Below are 19,662 nucleotides of genomic sequence, written 5' to 3' on the forward strand. Positions count from 1 at the left end.
TTGGTGGGGGAAAACTTGAAAAAATGAGTTTGTAAAACCGCACCAAAACAAGGTTTTGGGGGTTATGCAATAGACTATTTTAGAACATAATAGGGGGGTAATGATGGGAAAAACAAAAGAAAAAAAGTTTAAGCAGTATGGAATTATTATTATAGGAGCATTCTTGTTTTGCTTAGGAGTTAATTTATTCATATCTCCTTTAGACCTATATAATGGTGGAGTAGTAGGTATATCTCAAATAATTAGAACTATTATAGTAGACTATTTTCCAAGTTTAAAAAACTTTGAAATAGCAGGTATAATTAACTTTATTATTAATATACCATTATTACTTATAGCTTACAAAAGTATATCTAAGAAGTTTTTTGTAAGAACTGTAGTAAGTGTAGTATCACAGACTATTTTCTTTACAGTAATTACAGTTCCAAGTACAGCTATTATAGATGACCCGTTAGCAGCATGTCTTATTGGGGGAATAATTACAGGTGCAGGAATAGGGATAACATTAAAAGCAGGAGGATCTGGTGGAGGTATAGATATACTGGGGGTATATTTTACTCAAAAATATAAAAACTTTAGTGTTGGAAAGTTAGGTATAATAATAAATTCTATTATTTATGGAATATGTGCAATTTTATTTGAACTACCTACAGCAATATATTCAGTTATTTATACAACTTTCTTCTCTTTAATAGTTGATAGAATACATTATCAAAATATAAATACTACAGCAATGATTTTCACAAAGATGAAAAACATAGAAAGTGGTATAATGAGCGAGATGGGAAGAGGAGTAACTTGCTGGAAGGGTGAAGGTGCATATACTGGGGAAGAAAGCAAGATATTAGTAACCGTAATTTCTAAGTATGAGATAAATCAATTAAAAAGAATAGTTTTAGAAAAAGATCCTAAGGCATTTATAATATTTAATGAAGGTTTAAGTGTCACAGGAAATTTTGAAAAAAGACTTTAAAAATTTATATATAAATGGAGAAGTTGTTTACATATTTTGTAAATGACTTCTCTGTTTATTTAAAGATTTATATTAATATGTCTTTTAAATAAAAGTATACATAACTAATTATAAATATGAATATAGTATAATATCTCAGTATAATAAAGTTTAATTTATATGGCTAGATAAGAAAATATTACATAATAAATTTAGAGATGGTGAAAAAATAAGAGCATTACTTTTTTAGGCTATGTAAATTAATCTACTTATTAGAGCGGGATAATTAAAAATTAAATAGATTAATTAATACAAATATTGTAAATTCATAATAAGATATAGGAGGGGATTATTGTGAAAAAGGTAGAAGAAGTAAAGAGGTATGGGGATTTAAAGAAGGGTAATGTTTATAGGAGAGGTTTGCTTGAAGAGTATATAGAAAAATATAGGTGTATGTTAATAGAAGCTGGTGCAAAGAGGGGGATTTTAGCAAAGGATTATACTGACAATTGTATAGTTAAAGATATTATAGAAAATGCAAGTGGAAATTTTTCAGTTGGAAAATTTGTAGTAAGTAATAAATTTTTTGGTCAAGTTATAATAATTGAAAAAGTAGATGGTATACACAATGTTTAAAACGTTTACAAGGGCGAATTTAAAACATATATAATCAAAAAAGATTAAGGAGTTATTTACCTTAATCTTTTATTTTAAATAATTATTTGAAATAAATTCATTATAAGAGTTGATGTTATATTTAATGTAACATTAGAATTATTAATAACAAAATGAAGGAAAGTAGTATTAGAAAATAGCTGTTATCACTACAATTAGTGCCTTAAGATATAGTTTTACTTTTAAAAGTTATATTATTCTGAAAATTGATAGTTAAAAATTTCACTATGGACATTATAAATAAATGAATATAAAATGTTATAGGAATTGTAATGACTAAAGTTTATTTTATAAAATCAGAAGGGAAGGAAAAACAAATGTCTAAAAAGATAGTTATTTTAGGGGCTGGATACGCAGGTGTACATGCAGCTAAGAAATTAGCAAAAAAGTACAAAAAAAATAATGATGTAGAAATAACATTAATAGATAAGAACCCGTTCCATACACTAATGACAGAATTACATGAAGTTGCAGGTGGAAGAGTTCCAGAGGAGTCTGTTAAGATTGAGTTAAGCAAGATATTCCACAGAACTAAAGTTAATGTTGTTGTAGACTACATAGAAAATGTTGATACAGATAAAAAGGTAGTAACAACTAAAGATGGTAGTTTTGATTACGATTACTTAATAGTAGGAACTGGTAGTGAGCCAGCATTCTTTGGAGTTCCAGGAGTTAAAGAAAATGGATTTACTTTATGGTCTTTAGAAGATGCTTTAAAAATAAGAGAGCACATTAAATCAAGATTTAAAGCTGCATCTTATGAAAAGAATGATGCTAAGAGAAAAGAAATGCTTACTTTCGTAGTAGCAGGATCAGGATTTACTGGTATAGAAATGGCTGGTGAATTATTAGAGTGGAAAACTAAATTAGCTCATGATTATAGAGTAGATGAAAGCGAAGTAAGACTTTTAGTTGTTGAAGCTATGTCTACAATATTAAATATGCTTGACAGAAAGCAAGCTGATAAGGCTGAAAAATATATGGTTAAGCATGGTGTTGAAGTACTTAAGGATTCACCAATAGTTGAAGTATCATCAAATGGTATTACGTTAAAAAATGGACAAACAATACCAACACAAACTTTAATATGGACTTGTGGTGTTCAAGCTAATCAAGAAGCTAAAGAATACGGATTAAAAACTGCTAGAGCTGGAAGATTAGAAGCTAATAAGTACATGGAAGCTATAGGGAAGAAAGATGTATATGTTGTAGGAGATATAGCTTACTATGAAGAAGAAGCTGGTAAACCTAACCCACAAATAGTTGAAGCTGCTGAGCAAACTGCAGTTACAGCTGTCAAAAATATAATAGCTTCAATTGAGAATTCAGATAAGAAAACTGAATTTAAATCAAATTATCATGGATTCATGGTATCAATTGGTGGTAGATATGGTGTTGCTAACTTAATGGGAGTTAAGCTTTCAGGATTTATAGCAATGGTTATGAAGCATTTAGTAAATATGTACTATTTATTTGGAGTTAATGATGTAAATGCAGTATATTGCTATTTACAACATGAATTCTTTGGAATGAAAGATAGAAGATCTATAATGAGAGGTCATTTATCATCTAAAGGAAATAGACTTTGGTTAGTACCTTTAAGAGTGTTTATAGGATGCTTATGGTTAATTGAAGGGCTTAAGAAGTTCTTTGGTGAATCTTTATGGGAAGCTAATATTAAAGCTATTTCAAACTTTGATTTTGATAAAGTAAAAATAGCAATTGGTTCAGATAGCTGGTTAAAGGCTGGAAACATAAATATGCCTTTCTCTTGGTTACAAGATGCTACAGCAGGAGCATCAGAAGCAGCGGATACTGCTGTTGAATATGCAACACCAATTTTACAAAAAATGCCTAAGTTCTATGAATCTATAATGCAAGTAATGATTCCAACTCCAGAAATGGCAACATTATTCCAAACAATGGTTGTAATTATGGAAATAGGAATGGGACTAGCTTTAATTGTTGGTTTATTTACTTTCTTAGCAAGTGCAGCATCTGCATTTATGGTTTGTAACTTTGTATTATCTGCAATGGCTGGATGGGATATATTATGGTATTTCTTCGGTTCAATAGCTTTAATGTCAGGTGCAGGTAGAACATTCGGTTTAGACTATTATGTAATGCCTTGGATACATAAGATAGCTAAAGAGTTCTGGATAGGTAAGAGAACACCTATATATATAGAACATGGTACAGAAAAAGTAGCAAAATAATATATATAATAGTTAAAATTAATATTGAGCCAGGCTTTTATAAAGTCTGGCCCAAACTATTATATATTTTTTTTATAGTTAAAAATAAATATATAGAAAAAATCAAAAGATAAAAGTAATAATTATTATTTTAAAGGTGATTATGAGGTTGATAGAATGCATAAATTGTGGAGTAAGTACCCAGAAGTTAATAAAGAGCTTAAAGAAGTTAAACAAATAATAGAAAAAAATGCTAAGTGTAGAGATAAAGTTGTAGAAGGGTCTATATTAGAATTACTTAATTCAGGTGGAAAGATGCTTAGACCTGCATTTGTAATATTATCGTCAAAGTTTGGAAGTTATGAAGAAAAAAAAGCCAGAGCTTTAGCATCGGTAGTTGAAATGTTTCATATGGCAACATTAGTTCATGATGATATAATAGATGAAGCAACATTAAGAAGAGGAAAAGAAACAGTACAATCTAAATATGGAAAGAATTATGCTGTTTATATAGGAGATTATCTTTTCTGTGTCTGCTTTAAGGTATTAGCAGGAGTAGGATCCTTAGATAGTGTACAAATAGACACTATGACAATGTCAAGAATATGTATGAGTGAAATAGATCAGTTAAATTCTAGATTTGATAAAAATGTATCAGTTAAAAAGTATTTAAAAAGAGCATCTGGAAAAACAGCTGAGTTATTTTCATTAAGCTTATATTTAGGTGCATCTGAAAGTGGATGTTCTAGAAAATTATCTAGGGCTTTTTGGGAGATAGGTCATAATATTGGGATGGCCTTTCAAATAATAGATGATATATTAGATTATACTGGTAGCGATGAAAGTATAGGTAAAAATTCAGCTAATGATTTAAAACAAGGAATATATACTTTACCTTTAATAATAGCGCTTGAAAATAAGCCAAGTGAATTAGTTAATATATTAGAAAAAAGTGACTACACAGAAGATGATGTAGTAGAAATAATAAATTTAGTAAACAAATATGATGGTGTAAATAAAGCAAGAGAAATTGCTAAAAAGTATACAAATAAAGCATATAAACAAATAAAGGCTTTACCAGAAAATGAGTACAGAGAAATTTTATTAGAAATAACAAAAGGTTTATTAGATAGAAGTTATTAATTTATAGATATTATGACTTTATCAGTATATATAAGGAGGGCAAATTGAGTAGATTTTTTAATGGACAAGAAGTTGAATTATTAGCTCCAGTAGGTAATTTTGATATATTTAAGAAAGTAATACATAGTGGTGCAGATGCTGTTTATTTAGGTGGAAAAATATTTAATATGCGTATGCATAGAAAAGATTTTAATTTTACTAATGAAGAATTAGAAGAAGCTGTAAAGATGGCTCATTCATTAGGTAAAAAAATATACATAACAGTAAATAATTTATTAAGTTCGGATGATTTAAAACAAGCTGAAGAATATTTTAGATATTTAGAGAAAATAGGTCCAGATGCTTTAATAGTACAAGATATGAGTGTTATTAAAGTAATTAGAGAATTAGGATTAAATCTTAATATTCACTCATCAGTAATGATGAATGTACATAATTTTGAAACTATTAAGGTATTAAAAGACTTAGGAGTAACAAGAATAGTTACATCTAGAGATATAGATTTAAAAACTATAAAACATTTTTCTGTAAGAACAAATATGGAATTTGAATATTTTGTTCATGGAGATATGTGTGTAGCCCACGGAGCTCAATGTATGTATAGTGGAATGTTATTTGGGAAAAGTGGAAGCAGAGGTTTATGTATGAAGCCTTGTAGATGGGGATATAAAATTAATAAAGAAGGTCAAGAATACAACACTACTTTCCCACTAGCTGTTAAAGATATGTATATGTATGAAAATATTCCAGAATTAATTGAAGCAGGTGTAGTTTCATTTAAAATTGAAGGTAGAATGAGAGATGCAGAGTATTTAGTAGATTTAATTAACTATTATAGCGATGCAATTGATAGATATATAGATGATCCAATTTTATATAATAGAAGAAAACATGCAAAAGAATTATTTGAAAATAGAAAAAGAGATTTCTCAACAGCATATGCTTTTGGAAATCCAGGTTTATCAAATATAAATGAGAGATATGAAGGCACAGGTAAATTTTATAGTACAGGAAAAGTATTTAGTAAACCAGTAGATGAATTTGATATAAACAATAATAGAGTAACTGAAATTAAGGAATTATTAACAGTTGAAAGCAGAATAGATAATAAACCAGAGATAGCAGTTAAAGTAAATAATTATGAAGCAGCATTAATAGCAATTGAAGAAGGGGTAGAAAGAATATATCTTTCAGGAGAAGTATTTGAACCAAGCCTTCCTTTTAGTAAAGAAGAGATAATTAATATTACAAATAAAAAGAAGAAATCTAAAATATATTTAGGGCTTCCAAGAATGATGTATGAAGATGATTTTTCTAAATATAATCATTTATTAAGAAATAATGATTTAGGTATAGATGGATTATTAGTTACAAATTTAGGGGCAATAAACAAGTTTAAAGATTTAGGATTAGAGTTAATAGGTGATTATTCATTAAACATATATAATGCAATTTCAGCAGATTTTTATAAGAGTCAAGGATTAAGCACAGGTGCATTATCATGTGAATCACCAGTTATCAACACTAAAGAAGCCTTATTAAAATCAGTATTACCATTAGAAATAATCGTACATGGGTCACCAGTAGTTATGTATATGAGCCATGATTTATATGAAAATACAAAAGTTAAAGAGTCAGTTAAAGAAGCTAATAGAAAATATAATGATAAAAATGTTTTATTACTTATAGATGATAAAGGAAATGAACATCCTGTTTATAGAGATAATAAAGGAAATAATCATATGTTATTATCAAAAGAATTATGCTATATGCCGATTTTAAAAGAGTTAAGTAACCTAGGTGCATCAATTTTTAGAATAGAAGGATGTCATTATGAAAATGAAACATTAAGAAAAGTAATAATAGCATATAAGAAAGCTATTAAAAACTTAGATGAATGTGATGGTATATTTGATAGCTTAAAATATGACTGCTTAGGGTTTACTTTAGGTGCAATGCAATTTAATTAAGGAGTGCTATAAATATGATAGGTGCAGATAAAATAATAGAGAAAAAAAGAGAATATTTATTTCCTTCATCTTGGGGGAATCACTTTTATAAAAACCCTCCAGAAATAGTTAAAGGAGATATGCAATATTTATATGATAGCAATGGAAAAGAATATGTAGACTTCTTTGCAGGAGTATCTGTTATGAACTGTGGACATTGCAACAAAGAAATATTAGATGTTACAATTAAGCAGATGCAAACTCTTCAACATACTACTATCATATATTTAACAGAGCAAATGGTAAATTTAGCAGAAAAAATGGCTAATATATTACCAGGAGATTTAAAAAGAGTATTTTTCTGTTGTACTGGTTCAGAAGCAAATGAAGGTGCAATGTTATTAGCAAGATTATATACAGAAAAAAATGAATTTATTGCACTTAATAGTGGATTACATGGAAGAACTTATTTAACTATGAGTGCTACAGGGATACCTATGTGGCGAGCAGATCCAGATTTATCACCAGCAATACATTTTGCTAAAAATACTTGGGATTGTAATGGAAATATAGAAGAAGCTGCAAGAGAATCATTAAAAGATATAGAAAAAATTATTAATGATAGAGGAGCAGATAATATTGCAGCATTAATAGCAGAACCAATACAAGGTAATGGAGGTATAATAACTCCACCATTATGGTATTTCAAAGAGCTTAAAAATCTTTTAGAAAAGAATAATATCTTATTAATAATTGATGAGGTACAAACTGGATTCGCAAGAACAGGTAAAATGTTTGCTATAGAAAATTATGATATTGTACCTGATATTATGACTGTAGCAAAAGCATTAGGAAATGGAATGCCTATATCAGCGTTTTGTACTAATGATAAAATATCAGAAAAGTTTACTAAACCATCAGCATCTACATTAGGTGGAAATCCAGTTTCATCAGCAACAGCAATGGCAGTTTTAGATTATATTGAAAAATATAATCTATGTGAAAACTCTAAAAAGCTAGGTGATATTTTAAAGAGGGAATTAGAGAAATTAAAATCTAAATATCCTTTAATAAAAGATGTAAGAGGAATTGGATTAATGTTAGGAGCTGAGTTAGTTAAAGAAAACGGAGAGCAAGCTTCTGAAGAAACTGATGTTATATTAGAAAAGATGAAAGATAAAGGATTTATAATAGGTAAAAATGGAATTGGTAGAAATGTGTTAGCATTCCAACCACCTTTAGTAATAAATGAGCAAAATATTAAAGATATGATAAATGCATTAGATGAAGTATTAAGTGAACTTAAATAAAAGAAATAAGCTGTTACTAGTTGTAGCAGCTGTATTTTCTTAAATTTTATAGTTTTTTATATTAATAGATAGTTTAGTAATTAAGTTGTCTATAATATTATTTAATATATTGATTTCATCAAAAGTAATATTTTTTATATGTATACCACAAGATACAACCACAGTTGTATTAAGTTGCTTTGCTAATAATTTTGCGGATTTATTTACTATTTCATCTTCTTTATGACCAGGTATTGTTATTAATGATGAAGATGAAGTTAATTTATTTATATCATGAGGTAAAGTTACAGGAATACCAACTGCAACGGCACCTATATGTGGAATATCACCACCATATATAGTTATGTTCCAATCATTACCTATATTAATAGCTTTACAATTAATCTCATGATTTTTAAATTTTTCTGATATATGTAACATATAAATCTCCTTTAATATTATGTTTTCTAATAATTATAATATTAAAGATAATAAAAATACATATGTAAACTAAATATTTAAAGGTAAAATAAATTAACAGATTAATATATTATGATTTAACTAAGGAGGAAAATATGTCTTTTAAAGATATACAAGCCTTTATGAAGGTGTTAGAAAGTAAAGGACAATTAAAGCGTATAACAGCTGAAGTTGATTCAGATTTAGAGATAACAGAAATAACTGATAGAATCTCTAAAGAAGTTGGACCAGCATTGTTATTTGAAAATGTTAAAGGTTCTAAATACCCTGTATTAATTAATGCTATGGGAAGTTATGAGCGTATGAGTTTAGCACTTGGTGTGGATAAATTAGAAGAAGTTGAAGAAGATATAGCTAATTTAATTAATATGCAAAATTATATAAAAATACCTAAGTTAATTAAGTCTATACCAAGATTGACAAGATTATTAGCGGTATTACCATGGAGACTTCCTATAAAAGGTGCTTGCCAGGAAGTAATAGAGCACGATCCTGATTTATCTACTATACCAGTTTTAAAATGTTGGCCAGATGATGGAGGGAAATTTATTACATTACCATTAGTAATGACTAAAGACCCAGATACAGGTGTACAAAACACTGGTATGTATCGTATGCAAATATATGATAAGAATACTACAGGAATGCATTGGCATTGGCATAAAGATGGAAGGGAGATATATGATAAATATCGTAAATTAGGTGGTAAGATGCCAGTTTCAGTGGCCATAGGATGTGATCCTGCAATTACATTTTCAGCTATTGCACCATTACCTAAAATGATTGATGAAATGATGTTTGCAGGATACTTAAGAAAATGGCCAGTAAAAATGGTTAAGTCAATAACTAATGATATATATGTTCCAGCTGATGCAGAGTTTGTACTAGAAGGATATGTTGATGTAAATGAGCCTTTGAGATTAGAAGGACCATTTGGAGATCATACAGGGTATTATTCTTTAGCTGATATGTATCCAGTATTTCATGTAACATGTATAACTCATAAAAAGAATGCAGTTTATCCAACAACTATAGTAGGTAGACCACCTATGGAAGATTGTTATATGAGTAAGGCTACAGAGCGTGCATTTTTACCATTATTAAAAATGATTTATCCTGAAATAGTAGATTATTCATTACCATTTGAAGGAGTATTTCATAACTGTGTAATAGTTTCTATTAAAAAGAGATTCCCAGGTCATGGAAAGAAGGTTATGAACTCGCTATGGGGAATGGGGCAAATGATGTATGCAAAAATGATAATAGTAGTAGATGAAACAATTAATCCTCATGATATAAAGGATGTTACAAAACAGGTTTTTGAATCAATAGATATGAAGAAGGATTTAGTATTTTCGGAAGGACCACTAGATGCTTTAGATCATGCATCAGCAAATGATCATTATGGATATAGATTAGGAATAGATGCTACTAAGAAATTTAAAGCTGAAGGCAATGATATTAGCTGGAATTGCCAAGTTAAAAGTTCATTAGAGCTAACTAAATATCTAGAAAGTCATGAAAAAATAGCTAGTTTTAATTATCATATAAGTGGAGTTATGCAAGGGGTATTAATTGTATCAATAAATAAAAGTGAGCCAAATGACGCCAAAAAGTTAATTAAAGAGTTATGGAACCATGAAGATATGAAATATAATAAATTTTTAATTGTTGTAGATAAGGATGTGGATGCAAATGATATCTCAACAGTAGCTTGGAAAGTATTCAATAACATAGATGCTAAAAGAGATTTATTAATTGAAGAGGTTAATTTTGATAATGAGGATTGTTTTGGTCATCGTTTAGGAATTGATGCAACGAAGAAGTTTAAAGAAGAAGGACATAATAGAGAATGGCCTGATGATATAGTTATGTCTGAAGATATAAAGAAAAAGGTAACTAAGAGATGGAGTGAATACGGATTTGAGAAAAATATTTAAAAAGATAAATGATTATGGAGTATTAGTAATGTTTTCTCATACTATATTTTCATTATCATTTGCTTTAATATCAATGTTATTGGCTGGAGAAGGTAAATTAAAGCCTATGGTTATATTTTGGATATTAGTTGCTTTTATGGGAGCAAGAACTGGAGCTAATGCTTTGAATAGAGTAATTGATGCTGAAATTGATGCAAGAAACCCTAGAACAGCAACTAGACAATTACCGCAAGGTTTAATGAATAAAAAAGAAATATTAATATTTGTTGCTATATGTTTTGGAATTATGGTTTTTGCTGCATGGAAACTAAATACTATTTGTTTAATATTATCTCCAATAGCCTTATTTTTAATGATTATATATTCTTATACGAAAAGATTTACTTGGATGTGTCATTTAGTATTAGGTGTAACTTCAGCAGCGGCACCAGTAGGAGCTTGGCTTGCAGTTACAGGAAAAATATCATTAATTCCGTTAGTTATGGGAGCAGCTAACACTTTGTGGGTGGCTGGATTTGATATAATTTATGGAGCTCAAGATTATGATTTTGATACTAAGAATGGAATACATTCAATTCCAGCTAGATTTGGAGTTGAAAATGCTTTAAAAATATCATCAGTATTTCATATATTAGCAGTAATATTTTTATTTATTGTAGGAGTATTATCACCTGAATTAGGAACTATATATTATATAGGTTTAAGTATTAATATAGTTTTATTTATAATACAACATAAAATGATTAGTGCAGATAATTTAAAAAATGTTAAGATAGCATCTTATAGTATAAACCAAGTAATAAGCATAGTATTCTTACTAAGTGGATTAATTGATTGTTTAATTTAGGAGAGTAATATTATGAAAAAAATAGTGGTTGGAATTACCGGAGCAAGTGGAAGTATTTATGCCAAAAGACTTATAGAGGTTTTAGTCAGTAAGGGAATACAAACTAATATAATTGCTACGGATAAAGGTAAACAGGTCTTTAAGTATGAACTTTCTTTAGATTTAAAAATGTGGGTTGAAGAACTTAGAAGTACATATAGCAATGTAAAGCTTGAAGATAATAATAATTTATTTTCAGGGGTAGCTAGTGGGTCTCATGGATTTGATGCTGTTATTATAGTTCCATGTTCTATGGGAACATTGGCAGAAGTAAGTCATGGATTATCTAAGAATTTATTATGTAGAGCTGCAGATGTGGCTTTAAAGGAAGGAAGAAAATTAGTAATAGTTCCAAGAGAAACTCCTTTTAATGCAATACATTTAGAAAATATGTATAAATTATCAAGAATAGGAGCGACTATTATACCTGCTATGCCGGGGTTTTATAATCATCCGCAAACAATTGATGATTTAGTTGATTTCATGGTAGGGAAAATACTAAATTATCTTAATATAGACAACAATTTATTTAATAAATGGGAGGATACAGAGTATGAAACTTAAGAAGATCATTGCACTAGCTATGACAGCTGTTATGACAGCATCTATGGTTGCGTGCGGAAGTAAAAAAGAAGAGGCACAAACAGAAAAAACAAAATTAACAGTAGGAGTAATGGGATCAATTGATGCAGTTCCATTAGTAATAGCTAAAGAAAATGGATATTTTGAAGAAGAGGGAATAGATTTAGACCTTCAAATATTTAAGGCGGCTAACGATAGAGATGCTGCACTTCAAGCTGGAGAATTAGATGGAGTATTATGCGATGAAGTAGCTATTTCTATTTATCAAAATTCAGATATAAATATGAAAATTACTGGAACTACAAATGGTTCATGGACATTAGTTGCAGGGAAGGATTCTGGAATAACTAGTTTAAGTGATTTAAAAGGTAAAAAAGTAGGTATATCAGAAAATACAATGATAGAATATTTAGCAGATGATATAGCATTATCAAATGGATTACAAGTATCTGATATAGAAAAGGTTGCAATACCAGCAATGCCAGCTAGACTTGAAGCTTTAAAGAATAATCAAATAGATGCGGCTATATTACCCGCACCTTTTAATGATACAGCAGTTGCAGATGGTGGTGTAGAAGTTACTAAAATATATAATAAAGATATAATGATTTCTGTAACAGCATTCTTACAAGAAGTAATTGATAAAGATGCTAATGCTATTAAAGGATTTTACAATGCGTACAATAAAGCTATAGAGTTCATAAACTCTAATGATATAAGTGAGTATGAAGATATAATAATATCAACTGTAGGATATTCAGAAGATATGAGAGGGAATATTGTACTACCTGAATTTAAAACAAATTATTTACCTGCAGAAGAAAATGTTCAAAACGTATTAGATTGGTCTAAAAACAAAGGATTATTAACTAAAGATATCAAAGCTAAAGATGTAATGAGTGACGTAGGTATAAAATAGTTTAAGGAGATATATATGATACAGATAAAAAATTTATCTGTTTTCTATAAGTCTAAAAGAGAAAATATAAAAGCATTAAATAAAATAAATCTTAATGTACATAATAGCGATATATGTGCAATAATAGGGCCATCAGGCTGTGGAAAATCTACCCTATTAAATGTGCTATCAGGAATAATAACAGAGTATGAGGGTGAAGTTCTCTTGGATTCAAGAGGATTAAGCCCTCATATTCATAAGATAGGATTTATTCCACAAAATTTTGGACTTTTACCATGGAAAACAGTAGAGGAAAATTGTCTTTTATCTTTTAAAATAAAAAAAGAAAAAATAGACAACGATATTTTAAGAAAAATGGATGTTTTTATGAAAAAATTAAATATATATCATTTGAAAAAAAGATATCCTAGAGAGTTAAGTGGTGGGCAAAAGCAACGTGTAGCTATTGTAAGAAGTTTTTTGATGAATCCAGATATTTTATTACTAGATGAAGCCTTTTCTGCATTAGATGCCATTATTAAAGAAGAAGCACAAGAATTATTTCTAAATATTTGGAATGAAAATAAAATAAATACTTTTTTTGTTACACATAGTATTGATGAAGCTATATATATGGGCAAGAAAATAATTATAATGACTAATACGCCTGGTGAAATAATAGAAATAATAGATAATCCTATGTTTAATAATAAGAATTATAGAGAAGAAAAAGGTTATTTAGGATTATATATTCATATAAAGAATTTAATTAAAAAGGGGTGGGATAATTGACTGCCTTAAAGAAAGTATGGAGTTTTATAAAGGGCTTTATAATATTAAATATATTATGGTACATTTGTGCTATTATTATGAATTCTAGAATTTTGCCTACTCCAGATAAGATATACTTACATTTGCCTGAACTTTTTAAAAATGGGTTTTATATTCATATTATTGCTAGTTTGTATAGAGTTTTTGTTGGATTACTATTATCTTTTTTTATAGGAAGTGTAATTGGATTAATAATGGGATATTCAAAAAGAGTTAATAAGATATTAAATCCACTTGTATATTTTGCATATCCAATTCCTAAGACAGCACTATTACCGGTAATAATGACATTGTACGGATTAGGTGATGGATCTAAAATTACTATTGTTGTTTTAATAACTGTATTTCAAGTTATAGTTTCAGTGAGAGATTCAGTTATAAATGTTGAAAATGTGAATTATAACCCGTTAATAAGCTTGGGGGCATCAAGTATGCAGAAGTTTTATCATGTTACTTTACCGGCCATATTGCCAGAAGTTTTAACTAATATAAGATTATCTATAGGAACTGCACTTTCGGTATTGTTTTTTGCAGAGGCATATGGAACAAGTGCGGGTATTGGATACTTTATTCAAGATGCATGGACAAGAATAAATTATATAGATATGTATTCAGGTATTGTAATATTAAGTATTTTAGGATTAATATTATTTATAATTTTAGATTATATTGAAGCTAGAGCTTGCAGATGGAAGGGAATTTAAGCATTAATAAAGAGCAAATAGCGAGTTTTACTATTTGCTCTTTAGTATTTTTAATTTTCTAAAGTAAAGTCCTGATTTTCTAGTGTGAAAGAATCTCTTATTCCATTAGTGATATAAACTTTATTGTCTGTAGTTATGAATATAGCATCAACATTAGGTAAGGTTTCAACAAACTTTAATCCTTCTTCTAACCCCTTTGCAAATACAATGGTAGAAAGTGCATCAGCATCAGTAGATTTATCGGTTACTATACTTACTCCGGCTATATTATTTTCAAAAGGATATCCAGTATGGGGATTAAGTAAATGATGATACTTTATTCCATCTTTTTCAATATATCTTTCGTATATACCAGATGTAACAACAGTTTTATTTTTTACTTTTAAAACACCTATAATATCTCCTCTATTATTAAAAGGATTTTGAATTCCTATGTTCCAATCCTGTCCTGATGGCTTTATGCCATGAGCATAAATATTTCCGCCTAAATCTATTATAGCACTATTTACATTGTTTTCTGTTAATATACGAGAAATTTCATCAGCAGCATATCCTTTAGCTATAGAGCCTAAATCTATCATCATATTTTTATTTTTTAGAAAAATAGTATGATTTTCTTTATTAAGCTCTAAAAGGTTATAATCTATTAAAGGTAATACTGAATGGATTTCTTCTTGAGTAGGTACTTTTGCATCATCTAGACCTATACTCCAAAGTTTAACTAATGGACCTATAGTTATGTCAAAATCTCCATTAGAAAGTTTTGAATACTCAAGTCCCTTTTCTACTATTTCATATGTAATAGATGAAACCTCAACAGGAGAAATTCCTGCGAAATCATTTACTTTATCAAGTTCAGTTCCAGCTTCATTAATACTAACTAGTGATTCAATTTCAGCTACTTTATCAAAGGCTTTATCTAATATAGTTGAATCAGTGCTATCATATAGGGTTATTTTAACTACTGTTCCCATAAATAATTCTGTTCTTGAAAGTACTTCAGAAGTTGATGCTGTGTTTTTGTTGCATCCTATCAGCGTAGTAACAAGAATTAATAGTAGTGGAAAAAATAAATTTTTAAGTTTTAACATATATACCTCCGTAAAGAAATTATTAATGAAAATAAGTTCTTTAAATATAGTATTATAATAATAAAAAAAATTAAAGTGGAAAACGAGAAAAAAGTTGCGATGAAACGAAAAAGACTGAAAGATGTAGAAAAAAACAATTCGAAAGTATATAATAATCCTTGATATGCATAAAATTATTTAATTTTGTAGTTAAGAATTTGGAGGTGAGTTTTTGTTTAAGAAGTTAGACATAGTAATCATAATAGCATTAATAGTAATATCATTTATTCCAGAGATAGTTTTTGGTATGGTTATGGGATATAAGTATGATATGACTTATGCAGAGATAACAGTAGGGGGTAAAGTTTATTCTAAGATTCCTCTATCAGCTCATAAGGGGGAGGAGATTATTGATATAAATTTAGATGGACATGAAAATAGAATAATTATAAAAGATGATACTATAAGAATGATAGATGCAGATTGCCCAGATTCTTTATGTATTTATCAAGGGAAAATAAGTAGAGTTGGACAATCGTTAGTTTGTTTACCAAATAAGGTTATGATAGAGATAAAAGGTGATTTTGTAGATGACGACGATATTATATTATCTCATTAGGAGTGATTAAAATGAATAAGACAAGTAAGATGGTATATATATCTTTATTAGTTGCACAGGCTTTAGTATTATCTTTATTTGAAAGAATGATACCGGTTCCCTTTATAACGCCAGGAGCAAAGCTAGGGTTAGCTAATATAATTATTGTAATAGGATTATATACATTAGATAGTTATAAGGAAACATTTTTAGTAATAATTTTAAGAAATATTTTATCAACAATTTTTGGAGGCAATTTATCTTCTTTTATGTTTAGTTTTGTTGGAGCTATTTTTAGTTTTTTGATAATGGTTGCAATTAAAGAGTTATTTAAAGAAAAAGTTTCAATTATTGGAGTGAGTGCTGCAGGTGGGGTGTTTCATAATATTGGTCAGTTAGTAGTTGCATCTTTTATAGTAAAAAATATAGGGGTTATGCTGTATTTACCTGTATTATCTATAGCAGGTATAGCAACAGGGATATTTGTTGGGTTAACTGGTAATATTGTGGTTAGACATTTAAAGAAGCTGCCGCAGTTCAAAAGAGGACAAGTTGTTAAAAATCAAAAAGGTATTAGTATATAAATTAACAATAAATCTTTTAAAAAAGGGAAAAAGTGACTTTAAATAAGTTATAAATTTAACAAAAACCATAAATAAAATGGAAAATACATATAAATAAATCCATTAAATGTAAGAAAAGTGTAAAAAAATTTTCAATATAAAATTAATTAAATTCAATAAATCGTTAAAAACACAAAAGGTGAAATCAGAAAGTGATAAAAAAGACACTGGTTAAATTGCTAAATAACAAATTTAAAGGATTAAAATTATGAAAATAATAAGTAAAGGTTTTTACAATAAAGTATTGATTTTATAACTGGAATATTGTAGAATAAATACGAATTATTCATTGATTAGGGGGATAAACTAATGATAAATAAAAAACTAGTTGCATTAGCAGCAGCTACTATGGTAGTTGGTACTTTATTTGTAGGATGTGGAGAAAAGCAAGCTGAAGAATCATCAGAAGGATTCACAGGTGTGAAAATAGCTGAAATAGCTGGTGAAAGTGATACTACAATTGCAGAAGTAACTTTTGAAAACGGAACTCCAGTATCTGTAAATATCGATACTAAAAATGAAGATGGGTCAATGAAGTCAGAAGCTTCAGCTTCAGGAGCATATGACATGAAAAATGACGGTAAGAAATGGCATGAACAAATCGATTTATTAGAAGAAGCAATCGTTGAAAATAATTTCGATTTAAGCAAAATCAACATAACTGATGAAGATGGACACACAGATGCAGTATCAGGTGTTTCAATAAAAGTTAAAGGATATGTTGATGCAGTACAAGAAGCTTTAGATCAAGTTAAATAATTAAATTTTATTATTTTAAGATTAAAGAGTTTTATAAAGGTGAATTCATTAATTTGAATTCACCTTTTATTATTAATGAGAAGATATAAGTAATAAATACATAAAGTATAAAAGCTGTACTATTATAGAAGAAATAGTATAGCTTTTATGTGTGTGCCCAGCATGGGCAACAACTTGACGGTGAAAGTCCGTTGTGGGCTTAGTAGTGGGAACCACTAGCCAATGACAATGGTGTCCATTGTGAAGTGGAATCTGAAGGAAGTCGGAGGCAAAGTCTCGGTCTGAGGAACACGAACTACATACGAGGCTTACTAAGGTCGGACGAGTCTGCACAACAAGATAAAGTCCAACACTACCCGAAACCTTAGGAGTAAATGTAGCAGATATATGAGATGAAGGTTGTTGTTCTTACCTGGGGAGGTCTGATAGATATATTGCTAATAAAGATGAACTTCTAAAGCAATAACCTATATAGTGATATATAGCTGAACTATCAGAAGTCAGCAGAGGTCATAGTAACTCCGCTAATCGCGATAGCGGACGAAGGACTGAACTTTAAGGAGGTTTTGAAATTTGAAAGTTTCGCAGAATAATCAAAGATTGCAGAAAACTAAATACTTAGGCTCTAATGCTAAAAATAGAGTGGAACTTGAAGATAAGCAAAGAGTGCATAGAAGATTCTCGGCAACTTCAAATAGAGAAACAAGTGAATTTGAATATGGCTCATTAGAAAGAATACTATCAAGAGAAAATTTACTTCTAGCAATGAAAAGAGTAATCTCAAATAAAGGTATCCATGGAGTTGATGGAATGACAGTCTATGAACTTAGACAATTTCTTAAAGATAACTGGTTATCAATAAAAGAAAGTATTTTAAATAATGAGTATAAACCAATGCCTGTTAGAAGAGTTGAGATACCCAAACCTAATGGTGGAACTAGATTATTAGGAATACCAACAGTTTTGGATAGGTTTATTCAACAAGCAATTGTGCAAGAGCTAAATTATATCTATGATGAGAACTTTTCAGAAAATAGTTTTGGCTTCCGTCCTCGAAGAGGGGCAAAAGATGCTATACAAAAGGCAGAAACTTATATAAATGAAGGTTATAGATGGGTTGTAGATATAGACCTAGAGAAATTATTTGATAGAGTTAACCACGATATACTTATGTATAAACTCTCAAGGAGTATAAAAGATAAGAGAGTATTGAGGTTAATAAGAAAATATCTTCAGGCTGGAATAATGATTAACGGAATAGTAGTAACAAGTGAGGAAGGAGCTCCTCAAGGAGGTCCATTAAGTCCACTTCTATCTAATATAATGTTAGATGAATTAGATAAGGAACTAGAGAAAAGAGAGCATAAATTCTGTCGCTACGCTGACGATTGTAACATTTACGTTAAGAGTAAAAGAGCCGGAGAAAGAGTTATGGATAACATAACAAATTTCATAGAAGGTAAATTGAAATTAAAAGTAAATAGAAGCAAAAGTGCAGTAGAGAGACCATGGAAAAGAAAATTTCTAGGATTTACGATAATGCTATCATTTGGAAAAGCTTGCACTACTATATCTAAACAATCATTAAAAAGATATAAAGATAAAATTAGAGAAATACTATCAAGGTCAAAACCGATGACTTTGGAACAAAGAATAATTAAAATGAACCAAATAAATATTGGATGGATTAATTATTATGGAATAGCCAAATGCAAAGGTATTGTTAAGCAATTGGATAAATGGATAAGACAAAGATTAAGAATGTGTATATGGAAACAATGGAAAAAGGTTAAAACAAGATATAAAAACCTTAAGAAATTGGGATTAAATCACTATCAAGCAATAAAATTTGCCAATACCCGTAAAGGATATTGGCGAACAGCTAATAGTGCTATATCAAATACTACACTTACAAATCAATTCTTTACCGACTTAGGCTTGAAAAGCCTAACGCATCAATATATTAAAATTCATTAAACTTAAAGAACTGCCGTGTACCAGACCGGTACGCACGGTGGTGGTGTGCCATGAAAGCTATATAAATGATGAAGGAAGGTCCTTCGGTAGGAATTGAACAGGCAAGCCTAC

Annotated in this window: 18 protein-coding genes; 16 read left to right on the forward strand and 2 right to left on the reverse strand. The window is 29.1% G+C overall.

Translation table 11 applies throughout. The features are described from left to right. Window positions 1-103 precede the first annotated feature (103 nt). The 6 genes from I2E98_RS14405 (at window position 104) to I2E98_RS14430 (ending at window position 8,224) form a co-directional block, all read left to right on the forward strand. The gene (locus tag I2E98_RS14405) at window positions 104-973 is read left to right on the forward strand and encodes a YitT family protein (RefSeq protein ID WP_243251199.1); all 870 of its coding nucleotides are present in this window, start codon (window positions 104-106) and stop codon (window positions 971-973) included. Between the two features lie 333 nt (window positions 974-1,306). Beyond that, entirely contained in the window at window positions 1,307-1,588 is a 282-nt protein-coding gene (locus I2E98_RS14410; protein WP_195469580.1) for a hypothetical protein, read from the forward strand. A gap of 356 nt (window positions 1,589-1,944) precedes the next feature. Next, complete coding sequence (locus I2E98_RS14415; protein WP_133015078.1) at window positions 1,945-3,843, forward strand: FAD-dependent oxidoreductase; 1,899 nt, start codon at window positions 1,945-1,947, stop codon at window positions 3,841-3,843. A 156-nt stretch (window positions 3,844-3,999) separates the two neighbouring features. Further along, window positions 4,000-4,965 carry a polyprenyl synthetase family protein gene (locus tag I2E98_RS14420; protein WP_195469581.1) on the forward strand — a complete coding sequence of 322 codons (966 nt, stop codon included), beginning with the start codon at window positions 4,000-4,002 and terminating at the stop codon, window positions 4,963-4,965. Between the two features lie 44 nt (window positions 4,966-5,009). Next, window positions 5,010-6,935: a U32 family peptidase gene (locus tag I2E98_RS14425; RefSeq protein ID WP_195469582.1), complete on the forward strand. Its 1,926-nt coding sequence runs from the start codon at window positions 5,010-5,012 to the stop codon at window positions 6,933-6,935. Between the two features lie 14 nt (window positions 6,936-6,949). Next, window positions 6,950-8,224, forward strand: coding sequence for an aspartate aminotransferase family protein (locus I2E98_RS14430; protein WP_195469583.1), 1,275 nt, complete (start codon window positions 6,950-6,952; stop codon window positions 8,222-8,224). Window positions 8,225-8,263: 39 nt separating this feature from the next. On the opposite strand, the gene I2E98_RS14435 is transcribed toward I2E98_RS14430, so the two are convergent. Continuing rightward, window positions 8,264-8,644 carry a hypothetical protein gene (locus I2E98_RS14435; RefSeq protein WP_195469584.1) on the reverse strand — a complete coding sequence of 127 codons (381 nt, stop codon included), beginning with the start codon at window positions 8,642-8,644 and terminating at the stop codon, window positions 8,264-8,266. A gap of 134 nt (window positions 8,645-8,778) precedes the next feature. Here I2E98_RS14435 and I2E98_RS14440 point away from each other — a divergent pair, with 134 nt between their 5' ends. The 6 genes from I2E98_RS14440 to I2E98_RS14465 are packed head-to-tail and all read left to right on the forward strand — an operon-like array spanning window position 8,779 to window position 14,524. Next, complete coding sequence (locus tag I2E98_RS14440; protein WP_195469585.1) at window positions 8,779-10,623, forward strand: menaquinone biosynthesis decarboxylase; 1,845 nt, start codon at window positions 8,779-8,781, stop codon at window positions 10,621-10,623. Further along, the gene (locus tag I2E98_RS14445; protein WP_195469586.1) at window positions 10,607-11,470 is read left to right on the forward strand and encodes a UbiA-like polyprenyltransferase; all 864 of its coding nucleotides are present in this window, start codon (window positions 10,607-10,609) and stop codon (window positions 11,468-11,470) included. Before I2E98_RS14440 ends, I2E98_RS14445 begins: the two co-directional genes overlap by 17 nt. 12 nt (window positions 11,471-11,482) lie before the next feature. Continuing rightward, window positions 11,483-12,073, forward strand: coding sequence for a flavin prenyltransferase UbiX (locus I2E98_RS14450; RefSeq protein ID WP_195469587.1), 591 nt, complete (start codon window positions 11,483-11,485; stop codon window positions 12,071-12,073). Next, entirely contained in the window at window positions 12,063-13,010 is a 948-nt protein-coding gene (locus I2E98_RS14455) for a MetQ/NlpA family ABC transporter substrate-binding protein (RefSeq protein ID WP_195469588.1), read from the forward strand. Before I2E98_RS14450 ends, I2E98_RS14455 begins: the two co-directional genes overlap by 11 nt. A 15-nt stretch (window positions 13,011-13,025) precedes the next feature. Next, on the forward strand, window positions 13,026-13,781 hold the full coding sequence (locus I2E98_RS14460; protein WP_195469589.1) for an ABC transporter ATP-binding protein: 756 nt from the start codon (window positions 13,026-13,028) through the stop codon (window positions 13,779-13,781). Further along, complete coding sequence (locus I2E98_RS14465) at window positions 13,778-14,524, forward strand: ABC transporter permease (RefSeq protein ID WP_195469590.1); 747 nt, start codon at window positions 13,778-13,780, stop codon at window positions 14,522-14,524. The genes I2E98_RS14460 and I2E98_RS14465 overlap by 4 nt, the downstream gene beginning before the upstream one ends. A 50-nt stretch (window positions 14,525-14,574) precedes the next feature. Here the strand turns inward: I2E98_RS14465 and I2E98_RS14470 are convergent, their stop codons facing one another. Next, window positions 14,575-15,615 carry an FAD:protein FMN transferase gene (locus tag I2E98_RS14470; RefSeq protein WP_195469591.1) on the reverse strand — a complete coding sequence of 347 codons (1,041 nt, stop codon included), beginning with the start codon at window positions 15,613-15,615 and terminating at the stop codon, window positions 14,575-14,577. Window positions 15,616-15,826: 211 nt separating this feature from the next. On the opposite strand from I2E98_RS14470, the gene I2E98_RS14475 reads away from it, so the two are divergent. From I2E98_RS14475 to ltrA, 4 genes are all read left to right on the forward strand, one after another. Continuing rightward, window positions 15,827-16,213: a NusG domain II-containing protein gene (locus tag I2E98_RS14475; RefSeq protein ID WP_195469592.1), complete on the forward strand. Its 387-nt coding sequence runs from the start codon at window positions 15,827-15,829 to the stop codon at window positions 16,211-16,213. 11 nt (window positions 16,214-16,224) lie between these two features. After that, window positions 16,225-16,776, forward strand: coding sequence for a Gx transporter family protein (locus I2E98_RS14480; RefSeq protein WP_195469593.1), 552 nt, complete (start codon window positions 16,225-16,227; stop codon window positions 16,774-16,776). A 348-nt stretch (window positions 16,777-17,124) separates the two neighbouring features. Beyond that, a complete protein-coding gene (locus tag I2E98_RS14485; protein WP_195469594.1) occupies window positions 17,125-17,574 on the forward strand; it encodes an FMN-binding protein in 450 nt (149 codons plus the stop codon). A gap of 573 nt (window positions 17,575-18,147) precedes the next feature. After that, window positions 18,148-19,551 (forward strand): group II intron reverse transcriptase/maturase, encoded by a 1,404-nt coding sequence (gene ltrA, locus I2E98_RS14490; RefSeq protein WP_195469595.1) that lies wholly within the window; start codon window positions 18,148-18,150, stop codon window positions 19,549-19,551. Window positions 19,552-19,662: the final 111 nt, after the last annotated feature.

This window comes from Clostridium sp. D43t1_170807_H7, from assembly GCF_015555905.1.
In the GTDB taxonomy this organism is placed as follows: Bacteria; Bacillota; Clostridia; order Clostridiales; family Clostridiaceae; genus Clostridium.

Coding starts and splice junctions, on each gene's coding strand:
- I2E98_RS14405 (WP_243251199.1), top strand. CDS start 104: ATGGGAAAAACAAAAGAAAAAAAGTTTAAGCAGTATGGAATTATTATT.
- I2E98_RS14415 (WP_133015078.1), top strand. CDS start 1,945: ATGTCTAAAAAGATAGTTATTTTAGGGGCTGGATACGCAGGTGTACAT.
- I2E98_RS14420 (WP_195469581.1), top strand. CDS start 4,000: ATGCATAAATTGTGGAGTAAGTACCCAGAAGTTAATAAAGAGCTTAAA.
- I2E98_RS14430 (WP_195469583.1), top strand. CDS start 6,950: ATGATAGGTGCAGATAAAATAATAGAGAAAAAAAGAGAATATTTATTT.
- I2E98_RS14435 (WP_195469584.1), bottom strand. CDS start 8,644: ATGTTACATATATCAGAAAAATTTAAAAATCATGAGATTAATTGTAAA.
- I2E98_RS14440 (WP_195469585.1), top strand. CDS start 8,779: ATGTCTTTTAAAGATATACAAGCCTTTATGAAGGTGTTAGAAAGTAAA.
- I2E98_RS14450 (WP_195469587.1), top strand. CDS start 11,483: ATGAAAAAAATAGTGGTTGGAATTACCGGAGCAAGTGGAAGTATTTAT.
- I2E98_RS14455 (WP_195469588.1), top strand. CDS start 12,063: ATGAAACTTAAGAAGATCATTGCACTAGCTATGACAGCTGTTATGACA.
- I2E98_RS14460 (WP_195469589.1), top strand. CDS start 13,026: ATGATACAGATAAAAAATTTATCTGTTTTCTATAAGTCTAAAAGAGAA.
- I2E98_RS14470 (WP_195469591.1), bottom strand. CDS start 15,615: ATGTTAAAACTTAAAAATTTATTTTTTCCACTACTATTAATTCTTGTT.
- I2E98_RS14480 (WP_195469593.1), top strand. CDS start 16,225: ATGAATAAGACAAGTAAGATGGTATATATATCTTTATTAGTTGCACAG.
- I2E98_RS14485 (WP_195469594.1), top strand. CDS start 17,125: ATGATAAATAAAAAACTAGTTGCATTAGCAGCAGCTACTATGGTAGTT.